The following is a 15,966-nucleotide window of genomic DNA, read 5'->3' as shown; positions in this document are numbered from 1 at the left end:
AATAGTTTATTTAATTGGTACATTACGTTGATGGCCATAACTATCGGTTACAGTTATCGATGCCATGTTATCATCAATATTAATGAATCTGCCCGATTGCGACAAGAAAGAATTACCATTATAAAACTCCTGTTTAGCAGTTTTACCATTTTTGTATTTTATGGTTGCAAATGCATCAAGCGGCTGCAGATTATAGGTTTTAACTGGCCGTTTCAGTTCAAACAATTTCATACTGTCACGATTTTGAGTAGCTGCCAACAGGTAGTTACCACGGGCTCCTTTAAGCTTCACCAGGGCCTTGCCATTGCCAGGAATATAAATACCGCTTTGCATAATGCTGAGCGGTTTAAAGCCACCTTTGCCATCTCCCTTTAGCAATAAACCATTAAAAGCATCATAACGGCCAGTTGCAACTTCAGTGCCGTAGTCATTGCCGTTCAGTGCAACATCAAGGTTGCCATCTCCATCAAAATCATCAACAGTAATGCCGCATAGTTCAGACATTTGCGCTTCAACCGGGAGTGGAATAGCCGTAAACTTCCCTCCCCCGTCATTGCGTAAGTATACCGATTGCAGGTAGTTCACTTTTAAACGCAATGCCCCCTCACGCATTTTTGGGGTTATCACCGAATCCATTGTCGCTGTTGCAAATGACCTATAATTCTGGAATCTGATACGCATGCTGATCATTTGCTTCACAATATCGTCGCGCCCGAAAGCCGGAAATTCCTGCAATTGGCCCTGCTGATCTTTCAGGAAAACAGAGGGGAACGCATCGTAGCTGCCATTCTTATCAAAATCCTTAGCAGTAATATAAATCGGGTATTGATCGGTTGCTTTATAAAAAGTATTGAGGCCGGTATTGCCTATAATGTAATCAGTATCTCCGTCGTGGTCAAAATCGCCGGAGGCAATTGTATTCCACCAACCAAGCTTATTTTCAACGCCGGTGCTTTGCGTTACATTTTTGTATATGCCATGATCGTTTTTAAGGAATGTGATCGGCATCCATTCGCCGGTAAGAATCAGGTCGGGCCACCCGTCATTATTAAAATCGGTAAATGTGGCATCGCAAACCAAACCTATATTATTCAATTCTTTTGCCGCTGATGCGGATACGTCGGTAAATTTGATAACGCCGTTCTTGCTATCGTTACGCAAAATAAAACTTGAAACCGGCTTAGGATAGTTCCAGGGATCCACACGGCCGGAGATAAACAGATCCATTTTGCCGTCGCGGTTTATATCTGCTGCTTTTACACACAGTTTGCTGGTAAAGTTTTTAGGCAGGGCATCGGGTTGCAGTTTGAAGTTGCCTTTACCATCGTTAACATAAAGCCTGTCCTGGTAATTTGATGAACCAGGCTCGCTTTCATAACCGCCGCTGGCAACGTACAGATCAAGGTCGCCATCGCCGTCGGCATCAAAAAGCAACATACCTTCGTCTTTCACTCTTACAGGCGATATCATATGTGCCATATCGTTGGGATTTCCAACCGGGATGATAGTTTTAGGTTGAGGCACTAAATCGCGCTGAATAAATTTTCCGCTGGCTTGCTGCAATAATAACTGAGCCGGATATTTTGTAGTGCCGCCTACCACCATATCATCAATGCCGTTACCATCTACATCGCCAACCGCTACGGCCGGCGTATATTCCGACAGTTTATGCGGAAGCAGTTTCTGAACATTAAAATCGATATAATCCTGATCATTATGTTTATAGGTTATTCCTGCCGATTGAGTGACATCTTTAAACAACGCAGTGTTATCAACAGAGGGCTGTTTATTGGTATAATTAAGCTTCGCATCGCCAATTTTAACCTGGAGTGTTTGATTCGTTTTAACATGGGTAAGCACCTGTTTTTTACCGTTATCCCAGCGGATCACTACCGAATCGAGTTGAGATATGTTACCCAGGCCAAAGTGGGCGATATCCTGTATGGTTGATAAATAACCACGGTAAGGTGTATTTTCATAATATTGATGTTTGCCGTGATCGTAATAAATATCGGCAAAAGCACCAAGACCGTTCAGGTTTTTAGTACCGCCGTGAAACTGTATATGTAAGTAGTTACTACTGTTTGTTGCTTTATTACGGGAGGTGTTTCTGTACACCATGGCTTCATCATTAATATTGTTGATCACCATATCCATTGCGCCGTCATTATCCAGATCGGCATAGGCACATCCGTTTGAAAACGAGGGAGCATCAAGCCCCCAGCTTTGGGTTACATCTTCAAACTGCACACCATTGGTATTGCGGAAAGCATAGTTGGGTATTTTCACAATCGGGATTTGGTCAAGCACCTGTTGGGTTGACGCTACCGAATAGGCCATTTGCCTGAAAGTTATAAAATCATGATCGGTTACATCGCGCGGATAGCCATTGGTTATTACAATATCGCGATACCCGTCATTATCAAAATCGGTTATCATGGGTCCCCAGCTCCAGTCTGTTTGTCCAACACCACTTAAAAAAGCCACATCGCTAAATGAGGGGTCGCCAATAGAATCATTACCGCCAATTCGCGGGCCGTTGTTTAATTGTAAAGTATTACGGGTGTATTGATATTGATATTGATACCTGTCGAAATTTTGAAATATCTGGTAATTATTAGGCGGCATGAACATCTTTTTACGGTAGTTATCCTCGGGGTTCATGTCAACCTCAAAAACATCGGCAAGACCATCGTTGTTTACATCCTCAATATCCTGCCCCATGGAGCTGAAGGCGGTGTGCTTAAAATACTCCTTCACTTTATCTCTAAAAGTGCCGTCGCCGTTATTGATGTATAAAATGTTATCGGTTAAAAAATCGTTGGTTACGTAAATGTCTTTCCAGCCATCTCGGTTAATATCTACAATGGTGGCAGCATGTCCATAGCCTTCGGTCCCAATGCCTGCCCGTTTGGATACGTTGGTATAAACCGGGTGTTTTAACGCCGGATCCCAGTCGCAGCGGTAAAGCTGCCCGGTACTCCGGTGACTTCCATTAGTTATTATCGGCCTGAAAGTACTTTGATTATCTCCGGCTACAGCCTCATTAACGGTGAGGTACATATCCAGGTCGCCATCGTTATCATAATCAAAAAACGACGCCATGGTTGAGTGAAGTTTTACATTGAGGCCATACGCTTTAGCCATTTCTTTAAAGCGCGGTACGCCGTCGTTACTTATTCCCTGGTTTACATAAAGCAGATTAGTGCGCTTAACCGAATCATCAAGCAAAGTATAGCACACATATATATCCATAAGGCCGTCGTTGTTGATATCAACAACAGCCACTCCCCTGCCCCAGCCGCCACTCCCCTTTACACCGGCTACGTCGGTAACGTCATCAAATTTCATATCGCCCTTGTTAAGGTATAGCTTATTTGATGTAGTATTGGCTACAAAGTAGATATCCTGCAGGCCATCATTATTAAAATCGCCTATGCCCACGCCACCGCCATTATACAGGTTAAGTTTGGTAAGCGGGTTTATGGTGTCATTTTCAACGATTTTATTATTGAAGGTGATACCCGAGTGCGAAGAAGGTACCTGTTCAAAAAGTGTAGCTTTTTTACAGGCACTAAATAAAACGGCAACCAGGCATATAAAGGGAAGGGTATACTTCATTATTGGTTAGTAAACTATAAAAAAAGGTGGAGATAACTATCTCCACCTAAAGTTAAATATTTAAAATCAATGGTTAATTAATAACCAGGGTTTTGTTTCAATACACCTTGTCCGGTTGATGCAGACAAATCAATTTCACTTTGCGGAATTGGATAGTATTCGTTTCTGCCTTTGGTGAAATGAGCGCCTTTTAGCTGTAGGTTGATATTGATATCATATGCAAAGAAGGCGTTGATCTCATTTGCCATGCTTCCAGTACCCTGATCCCAGCGTTGTAAGTCAAAGAAACGCTGACCTTCCATCGCCAGTTCAAGCTTACGCTCAAAATGTATGGCTGTACGCGCATAATTTTTATCAGCAAACACACCGGCAGGGTAAGGTTTGATCAGATAATTATCAGCCGGAGTAGTTTTAACTGTATACTCAGATTTTGAGGGATCATAAGCAGAGTTTTTGTAAACCCACCATGAACTGCCGGCAGCACGGTTACGGACTAGGTTCACATAATCCAAAGCTTTATTAACATCCCCAACTTCAACTTCGGCTTCAGCAGCCATTAAAAGTACATCACTCCAACGCATCAGGTTTACGTTATTTGAAGTAACCTCGTTAGCTGCCCAATAGTTTTCGGTACTTGAATTGGTACCTTTTTCGGCAGACGAGTAAACGTTTTTACGCGGGTTAAATACACCGTCTGTAGGGTCACGGATCCAGGCAGCCGGAGGATTACCCCAATCAAGATACGGAATATTTGGGCGGCCCATGGTGATATCAATACGAGGATCCACAGTACCGGTATATGGATTAGTCTTTCCACTAACTAATTGACCATCATTAAAAGTAGTAAACAACGGCAAACCACTGGCATCCGTTTTAAATGAGTTAGCCAGTGATTGAGATGGATTAAACCAGCCGCAGCAAGCGCCAGGGCCTCCGGTATAGGGAAAGTTAAGCTCATCACCGGTATTACCATTGTTACCACCCGAGTTATCATTTACCGAAGCCTGTGCTGCAAAAACTGATTCGGGGCTATTTTTTTGGGCAGCCTGCGGACTAAAGTTCCTTTGAAAGTTCACGTTTAACGCAAACTTGCTACCGTCACCTTTTATCCCGTTTGGTATTAAGTCATCAAACAGCTTCTTGGCTTCTAAAAATTTATGCTGAAACATTTTTGCTTTTGCCAAATATGCAACGGCAACCCATTTATTAGCGCGGCCTTTTTGTGCCTGGGTAACAGGAATATTGTCAATACCGGCTTGCAAATCAGCTTCAATATTTGGCCATATATCCTTGTCGTTAGGCAAGTTGTAATTGGTGGCAGTTTCGTCAACATAAGGAATCATGTTATACATTTTTTTAAGCTCCATATAATAATACGCTCTTAAAAATTTAGCTTCACCAGTTATCCTTTTAACATCATCAGCGCCTATATCTTTCGCAAGGGCAAGCGTACGCAAAACGTCATTTGCACGGGCCACACCATCAAAGCATAATGTATACTTTGAAGTGATATACGGATTTGAGGTTGCTAATGTAAAATTACCCACCGGCAACGCGTCGTTACCGCCGTCTGATGGTTCAGAGCCTTTATAGGCATCTCCGGCAGCCACGCTGCCAAATAACCAGTTAGAACCGGCCGCGTTAATACCGCCGCCGCGACCGCCTACACCATCAAGCAATGAATAAGTGCCTATAAGCAAACTCTCAACACCTGTTTTATTAGCTACGATACTCGGGCTTAACGACCGTTGTATAGGCCTGTTCAAAATATCCTTCTGGCAGGCGTAAACCATACACACTAACAATACGGCTAATGGTATAATTACTTTTATGTTTAATTTTTTCATAACTTTTATGATAATATAACTATTAGTATTAGAATGTTGCGTTTACACCAACGTTATAAATTTTCTGATTTGCAGGATAGTTACCGAAATCAATTCCGAAGCTGGTGTTATCCTGTAAGTTTGAATTTTGAAGCTCGGGATCTAAACCTTTGTATTTTGTTATGGTAAATAAGTTATTGGCTAATAAATATACCCTTATTCTGCTGACACCTAAACTTTTAATTTTTGATTGAGGAATAGTATAGCCTAATGTCAATGATTTAAGTCTTAAGTAAGATCCATTTTCAACATAAAATGAGTTGAATACGCTCGAAGTACTTAAGTTGGCATTTCTGCTTAACTGAGGTACAGTTGCATGGCTGTTATCAGCACCTTCGCGCCAAACATTAGGACCTAAAATGTCGGCGCTTACGTTGCCGTTAAACACCTGAGGGAAATAAGTCCAGTATTTAATATAATTAACTACTTTATTACCATAAGTACCGTAGAAGAACGCATTAAAGTCGAAACCTTTGTAGCTTGCTCCTAAGGTTAAACCACCGGTAAATTTAGGGTTAGGATTGCCTATAAACGTCCTGTCCTTATCATCAATGGTGCCATTATGGTCTACATCCACATATCTGAATGCACCAGGTGCTTTACCAGGCTGGGCTGGCGCAGCATCAACTTCGGCTTGGTTTTGAAATAAGCCCGATACCTGATAACCAAAAAACTCACCTACAGGTTGGCCTGGCTGCAACCTAACAAAATTTTGCAAACGGGTTGAGCCTGAGCTGTTGTAGTCTTTATATTTCAGGCCACCGCCCAAAGCAACCATTTTATTTTTGTAATGGCTAAAATTTAATCCTATGTCATATCTCAATCCGTTACCCGCCGTACCGTGGTAACCGAAGTCAATATCAATACCTTTGTTACTGATGTTACCACCGTTTACATAAGGTGCAGATGCGCCACCTTGCGGTGCGAACAATGATGAAGGGAATAGTAAGCCAGATATATCTTTTTTATACAACTCCACAGAAAGGGTAAACTTGTTATTGATAAAAGTTGCATCAAAACCAACGTTGGTCACCTTATCAGTTTCCCAGGTTGTTGATTCATTACCAATTTGAGATTTATATAAACCGGTTAAGGTTGAGTTGCCTGTACCTGTTATATCGTAGTTAGCATTACCATTTGATTTTGCGTATAAACTATAAGCATTACTTTGGCGCTGATTAACACCCGATAACGAACCCAGGGTTCCGTAACCTCCCCTGATTTTTAAGTCATTCAGCCAGCTTACGTTTTTCAGGAAGTTTTCTTTAGAAATACGCCATGCACCAGTTATTGAACCAAACGTACCATATTGATGGCCAGGAGCAAAGAACGATGAACCATCATGACGAATAATACCACTGATATAATATTTTTCATCATAGTTATAGTTAACCTGACCGAATTGTGAATATAATGTGTTGTTGTAAAGCTGGTCGACAGCGTTTGTTGGTGTACCATCACCATTTTCTACAGTTACGTAGTTAGGATCATAGCTTAGCGCATAGGTAGTATTACCAGCTCTTATACCACGGCCATAATTTGTAATAGCCTCAGTTGCAACGAAAGCTTTAATACTGTGTTTGCCAAATTGCTGGTTGTAGCTTAATTGATTGGTCCATGTGTATGAGCTGTTATAGCCTGCAACCTCAGTGAACGAATTGTTGGTGGTATTACCTTCAGAGTTTTCATACGCGGTTGGGGTAAAGTAGTAGTAGTAGTAGTTATCTACCGTTCCACCAAACTGGGTGCGCACAGTGAAATGTTTCAGGAAGTCAACCTCAGCAAATACGTTACCGGTAATATCCCAGTTGTTGTTCCTGTCGTTTTTTGTACGTTCCTGACGGGCAACCGGATTGCTTGAGTTACCCAAAGACCCAGGCCGTGTACCCGCATAGTTGCCCATGATATCGTAAACCGGAATTATAGGTGGTTCGCGATAAATATATGATATGCCGTTGCCTTCATTTTGGTTGTTGCTTACATTGGGATTTCTTTTGTAGAAGATGTATGCGTTTTCACCTACACGAATATTTTTTCCAACATTAAAATTGGTATTAATTCTTGATGAATAACGCTTAATGTAAGTATCAATAAGCGTACCCTGTTGATTATAGTAACCTATCGAGAACAAATAAGTCGATTTTTCGCTACCACCGCTTGCAGTAATGTTATGGCTTTGTATAGGTGCAGGTTTAAACACTTCATGAAACCAATCTGTACCTACTTTATTTGCCCTGGTAATATTATTTACATCCAGCTTATCTATGCCGTTCGGACCCAAACGGTCGGGGTTCAACGGTTTCCCGGTAAGTGTGTTCAGGTTGTACCAGTCAGCGGTAGTACCAGGATCACCTACATGCGCACCTGCAGGCTGTATGAAATCAGGTATTGTCCAGGTTTTAGTGTTCTTTGGATCAAACTGGGTATTTGTAGTAAGCGCATTTGAATTTTTAAATGATTCATACACCGCTTGCATATAAGTTTGAGTGCCCGCAAGTTTAAAACCATCCGCAAGCGGCCTTTGGGTACCATACATGCCATCATAAGTTATAGTGGCAACACCAGATTTACCTTTTTTAGTAGTTACTACAACTACACCGTTTGAACCACGTACGCCATAAACCGACGCAGCACCGGCATCTTTTAATACCTGGATTGATTCGATATCGTTAGGGTTAACGTTATCAAGGTTACCTTGTGTACCGTCAATAATTACCAGCGGGGCTGTGCTGTAAATAGAACTGATACCACGAATATTAACAGATGTTCCCCCACCCGGGTTACCGGAATTGGTAACTGTTACACCGGCTGCCTGGCCCTGAAGTAAAGAGGTTGTGTTACCAGAAGGCACAGTTTTTAAACTCGCCACGTTAACAACCGCTACCGAACCTGTAATGTCCTTTTTACGTTGTGAACCGTAACCAGTAACAACCACCTCATTAAGCGTGCTGCTGCCTGATTGTAGCGTAACCCGAAGGTTTACATCGGTACCTACCTTGACTTCGGTAGTTTGATAACCGATGTAAGATACTACCAGTGTATTGCCCGGGCTTAGGGTTAAGGTGAATTCACCATTAACATCAGTTACAGTACCTGTACTTGTACCTTTGACGCGTATAGAAGCGCCAACAACAGGTAATTTATCGTCGGAGCCGATAACTTTACCTTTGTACTTTGTTTGTGCTGTAACTACCAATGAAGATACCAGGCAGCATAGCAGCAAACCCAAGTATCTTCCTTTTAGGAGTAAACTTTTAAACATGAGATTGAGATTTAGTTGATTAATATATTTGATTTAAGCTTTTAAGTCGATAATTGGTATTGCTAAGTTTTAAAATAGAAAATTGCACACTTGCGGGTAGCCTGTTTGAACTGAGCGATTGTGAGATAAGCTCTGTTAAACAGATTAATGGAAGATGAAGTGTTGGAAAGTAAAAAATGTAAAAGTTTTATCATATGAACTTCTCTCGTATAATTTTTTTTAAACTTTTTATCCGTGTAGTCACCTTTTTTATGCTACCGCAACCGAAGCAACATTAAAGTTAAAATGTTATAATAATATTAGATTTTGAACGATTTCTGCCAAAACAGAAATTTATATTGGCTATGGAACTAATGTAATTAGTGTGTACTGTATACACAAGTAAAATAGGTAGATTTACAAATTAATTATTTATAGGTCGATTTATCCACTAAAATTACAAATTGAGAATATTTCATTAATACATTGCTAACACATGGCCTACTTTTTTAAAAATATCGTATTGTAAAAGTGTTGCTATTATTCTGTAACCAGTGCAAAAAAGTTGTTGAAACAATAAATATTAACGCAACCGAGCTGTTATCTTAAATATTTTGCCCTTAGTTTAATGTGCGGGCCCTCCCTGCCATAATTTACCAAAGTGTTAAAATATCATTATACTTTGCAAATACTGTCAGGTCAACATTTATTATTAATTATACAATAATAAATGTTAAATATACATTTACCCAAGCAGTACTTTTCAAACAATAAATGTTCAGGTTACATTTATTACAATCGATTTCACGCCATTATACAACATTTTATACACTTTTTCCAAAACAAAACGGCACCGGTAAACTTTACTTACCGGTGCCGTTCAGATATTTTCGTGCATCAAAAAATACCTTTACTATTTTTAACAAAGTGCTAAAAATGTATTACACTTTAAATGGCACTATTTAGCCCACCAAACCGATGTATTATGCGTATCGGCCGAGTTGGTTCCTATTTCAACTACAAATTCGCCTGGTTCCCAGTCATACTTAAGCTGCGTGTTATAAAACTTCAATAGCTCCGGAGTAATAGTAAAGCTTACCTGTTTTGACCCACCCGGCTTAAGGCTTATTTTTTGATAACCCTTAAGCTCTTTTACCGAGCGGCTGATACTTGCTACAGGATCGCTTATATATAACTGTACCACTTCTTCCCCCGCATATTTACCCGTATTGGTTACTGTAACAGTAGCCGTTAAGGTTTCATTACCTTTTAATTTGGTTTTGCTTACGCTAACCGCGCTATAGCTAAAAGTAGTATAGCTCAAACCATACCCAAACGGATAAAGCGGATCGTTTGAAATATCAAGGTAATTTGACCTGAATTTTGAAGGACCGCCTTTGTATGGCCTGCCCGTGTTTTTGTGGTTGTAATAAATAGGTATTTGCCCTACGCTGCGCGGAAATGTAGCAGTTAATTTACCGGCCGGGTTATAGTCGCCAAATAATACATCGGCGATGGCGTTACCGGCCTCGGTGCCGGGCGCCCAAACGTCAAGTATCGCGTTAGCATGCTTATCTTCCCAGGTTAAGGTAAGCGGACGACCGTTAAACAGCACAATCACCATCGGTTTGCCCAGTTTTGAAAGTTCCTTCAGCATGTTTTTCTGGCTTTCGGGAATATCGATATCCGAGCGGCTTGACGATTCGCCCGACATGCTTTGGGATTCACCAACAACAGCCACAATCACATCCGATTTTTTAGCAGCGTCAACCGCTTCTTTCAATAATTCGTCAGCCGGCTTAGCATCTAAAGAAACCATTCCGGGACCAAAGTTCAGCCTTTTAATAAACAAACTATCTTCAGTTACATTAGCACCTTTAGCATAGTTAATGGCAACATTGTTACCCACAACATTTTTAATACCTTCCATTACGCTCACCGATTTTTGCCACTCGCCGGCAATAACCCATGTACCCAGCATATCGCGGTGATTATCGGCCAATGGGCCTACCAATGCGATGCTACCGCCTTTTTTAAGCGGAAGCGTTTGATTATCATTTTTTAATAATACGAAGGAATGTTTAGTAATCTCTCTTGCAGCTGCGCGGTTCGCAACTGATAGCTCTTCTTTAGCCTCTTTACCGGCATCCATCGATTTGTAAGGGTTATCAAACAAACCTAATTTGTACTTAGCTTCCAATACACGCTGGCAGGCCTGGTCAATTTCCTGCTGGGTGATTTTCTTTTGTGTAAGTGACTTTTTCAACGTTTTCAAGAACCCCTCTCCTACCATATCCATATCCAAGCCGGCTTTAAGGGCAAGGGCAGATACTGTTTGCAAATCGCCAAGGCCATGATCTGTCACTTCGTTTACAGCAGTATAATCAGATACCACAAAACCTTTAAAGCCCCATTGTTTCCTTAACAAGTCGGTTAACAACCACTGGTTAACTGTTGCAGGCACACCATCAACCGTATTAAATGAGCTCATGAAACTGCCTGCACCCGCATCAACTGCTGCTTTATATGGCGGCAGGTAATCCTGGTACATTTTAATGCGGCTCATATCAACTGTATTATACTCACGGCCGGCTTCTGCGCCACCGTAAAGTGCAAAGTGCTTAACGCAGGCCATCACGGCATCAGCATCTTTCATACTGCTGCCCTGGTAACCCTGCACCATAGCTTTTGCCACTTGTGAGCCATACCATGGGTCTTCACCCGAGCCTTCTGAAATACGGCCCCAGCGCGGGTCGCGGGCAATATCAACCATTGGCGAAAACACCCAGTTCAAACCTTCTCCGGTTGCTTCTTTAGCTGCGATTTGTGCCGATTGTTTGATCAAACCCATATCCCACGTTGCCGACATGCCCAGCGGAATAGGAAAAATAGTGCGGTGGCCATGGATTACATCCAAACCAAAAATAAGCGGAATATGCAGTCTTGAGTTTTTAACGGCTATATCCTGGATCTGGCGGGTTTGTGCTGTACCCCAAACACCAAACACTCCACCAATTGATCCATTTTTTATATTTTCTTCAACCCCTTTATTTACTACCGATCCTGTTGTTGCCGCTCCGATGGTTACCAGGTTTAACTGCCCAATTTTTTCATCGAGTGTCATTTTACTCATCAGGCCTTTAACATAGGCATTCATTTTTGCATCTTCGGTTTTGCTTTGGGCCAATACCTTATTATAAGGCATCAACGCCAAGCAAAGTGGCGTAATGGCTATAACAAGCCGACTTGAAAAATACTTTTTCATTTTTTAATTTATGTGGGTAGTAAATAATTGGTTAACAAATATGACTAATAATCAGAGCATTTCATTGCGCCTTTAAATATTTTTGACAATTTTAGAAACAGGATGCTACGGCATTTATCATAGTGTATTAAGTACACAATTGTAAATATTATAATTAAAAAATCAAACTTTATTTGTACAATAGCACAAATGTTAAGTAAACAGCAACTTATTGAGTACAGCGAGGATGCCCGCAAAAATTACGTAAACCACATTTCTATTGATTGTGTTGTATTTGGATTTCATGAGGGGCAAATGAAAGTGCTGCTATTAAAAACCCATGACGAAGAGAAGTGGTATTTGCCCGGCGGTTTTGTACTTAAGGAAGAACCGATAGACAATGCCGCTGTAAGGATACTACAGGAACGTACCGGTTTAGATAAAATATTTTTACAGCAGTTTCGTGTATTTGGTGATCCCGACCGTTCAAAGGTCCATAACGATATGTATGCCGATATGCTGCCAAAAGAACAAAACTGGTTTTCTGGCCGGTTTATATCTATTGGCTATTACGCGCTGGTCGACTTTTTTGGCGTTATACCCCACCCCGATCAGTTTTCGGAGCTTTGTGCCTGGCGCGACCTGGATGACATGCCCGAGATGCAGCTCGACCACGAAAATATTTATAAAAGCGCTTTGGATGCCTTGCGCCTGCAGCTTAACTATCAACCCATAGGTTACAACCTGATGCCGAGAGAATTTACCATGCCCGAGCTGCAAAAATTGTATGAAGCCATTTTAGGTAAAAAGTTGGACAGGCGTAACTTTCAACGCCGGATCTTAGCTTTTGGCATCCTTAACCGGTCTGAAGAGCCACGTAAAGGCGGTGCGCATAAGGCGCCGTACCTGTATTCGTTCGATATAGAAAATTACCAACACGCCTTAACCGAAGGGTTTAAAGGCGGTTGGTAATTGCCGATAAAAGGGTTATGGCTCACGCCGCGGCTATCGCCCGTTTTAATGTAAAATAAAATGTACTGCCCGAACCTATTTCACTATCCACGCTAATTTTACCTGCTTGCGCCTCAATAAAATCCTTGGCGATGGCAAGGCCTAAACCCGTTCCGCTTTGCTCGGATGTAGCATTAGGCACCTTAAAATAGCGCTCAAACAAACGGGGCAGATATTGCTGTTCTATTCCCTTGCCATGATCAGTTACCGAAAACTCTATCTCATCGTTCTTATGTTTTTTAACTACCAGTTCAACTGTCGATTTTTCGTGGCTATATTTTATAGCATTCGAAAGCAGGTTGATGAGCACCCAGGTTGTTTTATCCAAATCGGCATGTACTTTGGGGAGGCTTTGATCGCATTTCACCTTAATTTCTACATGCTTTTGATCGGCTATAAACTTAATGGCTTTTACGGCATAATCCACAATATTTTGAGGATGCGTACTGCCGAAGTTAAGTTGTAATTTACCTGTTTCAACCTGTGCCATATCCAGCAGCTCGCCGGTGATGAGCAACAGGCGGCGGGTATCGTCTTCTATATTACCTATCAGCTGGCGCTGCTCGGCATTTACTTCGCCTATACGTTCATCTTCCAATAATTTCAGGCTCATTTTTATGGATGAGATAGGGGTTTTTAACTCGTGCGATATGGTAGCGATGAAATTAGTTTTTGCCTCATCCAACTGTTGATACTCGGTAATATTTTTTAGGATAATCACTTTGCCTATCACTTTATCCCTGCTGCTTACCGATAATGATTCGCGCGAATAAAAACCTTCGCGCTCATCAGCAAAGATCCGAAGCTTTGCCTGGTCATTAACAAGCAGCTTGCGCATCAGGTCATTTTCGATGGCAATATCTGGCGCGTATTTACCGTTGAGCTGATCTGGCTTCATGCCGATCAGGTTGCAGGCCACCTGGTTGGCAAAAATGATAACACCTTTTTCGTCAAGACCAATAATGGCATCATGCATGGAATTGATAATAGTTTCAATCCGCTTTTTCTCAAACAGGATACTGGCCAGGTTACTGTTTTCAAACTCATCAAGCTTGCGGGTCATGTTATTGAAAGCCTGGCCCAGTTCGCCAAACTCATCGTCCGACTCAAAATGAATCTGCTGATGGTAGTTTTTGTTTGATACCTCTTTAATACGGACCGTAAGCTCCTTAATTGGGTTGGCGATGTATCCCGGGAAATTAACCGCGAAACTGAATGCCACCAAAAACAAAAACGCGCCTAAAAATGCCACCAGCAACGACCCTCGTTTTGAAGTTGTGTTAGCTATCTCATTCTTTCGCGCGATGGCATCCATGTTGAGCTTCATTATCCCATATACTTGCCTGTGCAGGCGATTGCGTAAGTCGTCTTCGGTTATTTTATTATCAGGTTCCTGCGTTAAACGTTCAAAAATAGCACGCAAAGAATCAGTAAGCTGCAGCTCGCCAACCTCGGTAATATTATGTTCCTGCAATACCAAATTGTCATTTATCGTTTTTTGTTGGTCTGCCGATAGTTTGTCGGTGCGCGAATCAATAGCGGTAAGTATATTTTGCATATACTTTACTGTTTTATAATTATCCTTTAATATAGCACCTGCATCGGCAGATAACCGATTTAGGAAATATATCGACATTCCGCAGCAAATTATTGCCAGTACAAACAGGAAACCTATCCCTGCCCGGAGTTTATTTTTTATTGTCATGGCTATGAAAGTATTACAAGGTCAATATCAGTTTTCGACATTTTATTTAGTAGCTGTGTAAACACCGCTGTTTTCATGATAAGCTGGTAAAATTTAAACCGCGGCTTGCCAATGCAAATCGTGGTGATGTCATATTTTTCGGCCGTTTCCCAAATGGTGCGAGCTACATTATCGTCTTTTACCTTCAACACTTCGCCCCCCAGTTGCGTGGCCAGCTTCATGTTGTTAATAAGGTGCCTTTGCGCGGCTAAGTTAATCTTATCACTGCTCTCCCGCGATGTTTGCACATACAACAAATACCATTTGGAGCGATAGTATGACGATAACCGCGCCGTTTTACGGATAATAACCTTGGCCGACTCATCATTAGTACTGATACAAGCCAAAAACAGCTCGGGCCTTAGCTTAATTGTTTTGGGCACCTCAATATCAATTTTCCGCTCCACCTGGTGGGCCACCTCACGCAAGGCCAGCTCCCGCAGCTGCAAGATCCGCTCCGCCTGGAAAAAGTTACTTAGCGCTGTCGGGATCTTTTTCTCATCATAAATTTTGCCTTCTTTAAGTCGTTCAATCAACTCATCGGCGGTAAGGTCGATGTTTACCACCTCGTCGGCCAGTTGCAGAACCTTATCGGGTACACGCTCGTGGATGGTTGCACCGGTTATCCGTTCCACTTCCTCATTAAGGCTTTCCATGTGCTGAATGTTCACCGCACTGATCACGTTAATGCCTGCATTCAGGATCTCCAGTACATCCTGCCATCGTTTTTCATTGTTGCTGCCCTCAATGTTGGTGTGGGCAAGCTCGTCAACTATAACCACCTCGGGGCGCAGGCTTATTACAGCTTTCAGGTCCATCTCCTCCAGCTCCTTCCCCTTGTAAAACAGTTTACGGCGGGGTATTACAGGCAAACCTTCCAGCAAGGCATGGGTTTCTTTACGGTTATGGGTTTCGATGTAGCCAATTTTCACGTCGATACCATTGCGCAGCAGGGTTTGGGCCTCCTGCAGCATCCGGTAGGTTTTGCCTACACCGGCACTCATGCCTATATATACCTTGAACTTTCCGCGGCGCGATTTTTTGATCAGCTCCAGGAAATGCTCTACAGATTGCTCTTTAGTGTCCTCATTCATAAGTCGCCTTTGAATCTTCCTTTAGTTTTTATGGTGTTCCATGCCGGTCAGGCTTTCCGCTCACTTTGCACATGCTTTAGTCACGATGCCTGGATTTGCTGTAATAGTTAAGCATTTAATTGCTG

Annotated in this window: 7 protein-coding genes; 1 reads left to right on the top strand and 6 read right to left on the bottom strand. The window is 41.9% G+C overall.

What is annotated here, in order from left to right; translation table 11 throughout:
- Positions 1–6 precede the first annotated feature (6 nt).
- From BLP33_RS17700 to bglX, 4 genes are all read right to left on the bottom strand, one after another.
- On the bottom strand, positions 7–3,621 hold the full coding sequence (locus BLP33_RS17700) for a VCBS repeat-containing protein (protein WP_090531533.1): 3,615 nt from the start codon (positions 3,619–3,621) through the stop codon (positions 7–9).
- 77 nt (positions 3,622–3,698) lie between these two features.
- Positions 3,699–5,468 carry a RagB/SusD family nutrient uptake outer membrane protein gene (locus BLP33_RS17695; RefSeq protein ID WP_090531531.1) on the bottom strand — a complete coding sequence of 590 codons (1,770 nt, stop codon included), beginning with the start codon at positions 5,466–5,468 and terminating at the stop codon, positions 3,699–3,701.
- Between the two features lie 28 nt (positions 5,469–5,496).
- Positions 5,497–8,769, bottom strand: a complete 3,273-nt coding sequence (locus BLP33_RS17690; RefSeq protein WP_090531529.1) for a SusC/RagA family TonB-linked outer membrane protein — start codon at positions 8,767–8,769, stop codon at positions 5,497–5,499.
- 937 nt (positions 8,770–9,706) lie between these two features.
- Positions 9,707–12,013, bottom strand: a complete 2,307-nt coding sequence (bglX, locus tag BLP33_RS17680) for a beta-glucosidase BglX (RefSeq protein ID WP_090531525.1) — start codon at positions 12,011–12,013, stop codon at positions 9,707–9,709.
- Between the two features lie 189 nt (positions 12,014–12,202).
- Here bglX and BLP33_RS17675 point away from each other — a divergent pair, with 189 nt between their 5' ends.
- A complete protein-coding gene (locus BLP33_RS17675; protein WP_090531523.1) occupies positions 12,203–12,964 on the top strand; it encodes an NUDIX hydrolase in 762 nt (253 codons plus the stop codon).
- A 22-nt stretch (positions 12,965–12,986) separates the two neighbouring features.
- Here BLP33_RS17675 and BLP33_RS17670 read toward each other — a convergent pair whose 3' ends face one another.
- Both BLP33_RS17670 and BLP33_RS17665 read right to left on the bottom strand, forming a co-directional pair.
- Entirely contained in the window at positions 12,987–14,708 is a 1,722-nt protein-coding gene (locus BLP33_RS17670; RefSeq protein ID WP_090531521.1) for a HAMP domain-containing sensor histidine kinase, read from the bottom strand.
- 2 nt (positions 14,709–14,710) lie between these two features.
- Positions 14,711–15,841: a histidine kinase gene (locus BLP33_RS17665; protein WP_090531519.1), complete on the bottom strand. Its 1,131-nt coding sequence runs from the start codon at positions 15,839–15,841 to the stop codon at positions 14,711–14,713.
- Positions 15,842–15,966: the final 125 nt, after the last annotated feature.

The organism is Mucilaginibacter sp. NFR10 (genome assembly GCF_900100445.1).
GTDB classification, from domain to species: Bacteria; Bacteroidota; Bacteroidia; order Sphingobacteriales; family Sphingobacteriaceae; genus Mucilaginibacter; species Mucilaginibacter rubeus.
This window is presented reverse-complemented; position numbering and strand designations above follow the sequence as displayed.

Excerpts from the sequence above, each read along its gene's own strand:
- BLP33_RS17700 (WP_090531533.1), bottom strand. The coding sequence starts at position 3,621 with ATGAAGTATACCCTTCCCTTTATATGCCTGGTTGCCGTTTTATTTAGT.
- BLP33_RS17695 (WP_090531531.1), bottom strand. The coding sequence starts at position 5,468 with ATGAAAAAATTAAACATAAAAGTAATTATACCATTAGCCGTATTGTTA.
- BLP33_RS17690 (WP_090531529.1), bottom strand. The coding sequence starts at position 8,769 with ATGTTTAAAAGTTTACTCCTAAAAGGAAGATACTTGGGTTTGCTGCTA.
- bglX (WP_090531525.1), bottom strand. The coding sequence starts at position 12,013 with ATGAAAAAGTATTTTTCAAGTCGGCTTGTTATAGCCATTACGCCACTT.
- BLP33_RS17675 (WP_090531523.1), top strand. The coding sequence starts at position 12,203 with ATGTTAAGTAAACAGCAACTTATTGAGTACAGCGAGGATGCCCGCAAA.
- BLP33_RS17670 (WP_090531521.1), bottom strand. The coding sequence starts at position 14,708 with ATGACAATAAAAAATAAACTCCGGGCAGGGATAGGTTTCCTGTTTGTA.
- BLP33_RS17665 (WP_090531519.1), bottom strand. The coding sequence starts at position 15,841 with ATGAATGAGGACACTAAAGAGCAATCTGTAGAGCATTTCCTGGAGCTG.